The sequence below is a fragment of the Serratia sp. 14-2641 genome, assembly GCF_001692375.1.
Taxonomy (GTDB): Bacteria; Pseudomonadota; Gammaproteobacteria; order Enterobacterales; family Enterobacteriaceae; genus Chania; species Chania fonticola_C.
The window spans coordinates 1-1,344 of record NZ_LXKR01000090.1 but is presented as its reverse complement, the minus strand read 5'-3'; the positions used below and the strand labels follow the sequence as shown (position 1 = coordinate 1,344).

General features: G+C 54.5%; 2 protein-coding genes. Both read right to left on the bottom strand.

Annotation, left to right across the window (positions count from 1 at the left end; all coding sequences use genetic code 11):
- A partial coding sequence (locus tag A6U95_RS26845) for an ATPase, T2SS/T4P/T4SS family (protein ID WP_198927328.1) occupies positions 1-614 on the bottom strand: 614 nt, incomplete at its 3' end.
- The coding region (locus A6U95_RS26840) for a type IV secretion system DotC family protein (protein WP_065686705.1) at positions 607-1,344 on the bottom strand (738 nt) is incomplete at its 5' end. The genes A6U95_RS26845 and A6U95_RS26840, both read right to left, overlap by 8 nt.

Below are 1,344 nucleotides of genomic sequence, written 5' to 3'. Positions count from 1 at the left end.
CTCTTACCCAGAACAAATTCTATCGGATCTTCGGTCGTCGTCACTTTGCGGTCAGGGTCATGGTCGATACAGTGCCGATAAACCGACGCCAGGAAGGTACTTTTTCCGGAGCCGGTTTCACCACCAATGAAGGCCAATCCTTTATGAGGCAGAACAACACTGCGTAGATCATCCTCGATACCCAACGAATCTAGGTCGGGGATTGCGGTCGGGATAATTCGCATGGTCAGTGCAATGGTCGTATCAAGCCGCCCCGCCGTTGCCTGTACGAAATTGCAACGGAATCGCAACCGTTCGCCACGATCCAGACCGTAACGCTGGTACATATCGCCATCGAGCTGCAGCGCTCTGTCCACTGGATGCCCACCACCGGCCGTTGCCCGGACCTCAGGCTCAAAGACCTTGTCAATCAGTTTGGACAAGGTATCGTCAGCCAGCACAAAGGTGCTGGCTCGTCGCAATCGACCGTGGTGGCTGACGACCAGGTGATTGCCGCCCTGGATATGGATATCACTGACATTCTGCTTGGCGCACCAGACAAAAAACGCTTTCAGCGCATTGCCATCCAGCCCGTTATCAAAGGGGTAAGGAACAAAATCAGTAGATTCAGTCATGATCGCCCTCTCTTTGTATTACCGGCTTCCATTTCGTCTTGTCAGGCACAAATCCAGCGTGCTCTTTGAGACGACGAACCCTGTCCCCCGTAGTCAGCTTGCTACGATCGCCACTGACAGTTTGTTGCTGGTCGGTCACCACCGGAGAGGTGATATACCCCTGTTGCAACAAACGGGAGTAAACCAACATGCCGCGATAATCACGGGTAAGACGATTGAAATTGGCTTCCAACGTATGGTCGGCACTCTCTCGTCCTTCTTCCCATCCCTTGCGAACAGCTGCCTGCCACAGCGATTTCTGCGCACCGTTGGCCGGTATCACTGCTGCTTCAGGCCCATCTATAGCCGAGGTGGATAAGCCTGCGTTGAGCCAACTCCGCCAGGATGGCGGGTTGCTGACAAAACGCTCCGGGGAGAGAATTTCATACACATGCGTAGCGGTTCTTATCTGATTAGGTGTGATGTGGGCCACATCCTGAGCCTCACTGATCACCGGAGGAAGCCAACCTTGGCGGCTGATCAAAGTCCGAAAGTCATATAAGGCATCCAGGTTTTTGGCGACAGCATCAAGTGTTTGCCGCAGCTCCCAGGCTCGCTGAGCTTTTCCGCCCCGAAAACCCAATGTGCGCCCAGCCTCTTCAAGCAGCTGACGCCGCGTTTCCGACACATCCGACGAGGACGGCTGTGAAGGGCTGAGGTAACTGCCCATATCTGGCGGTGCAGACTCTGA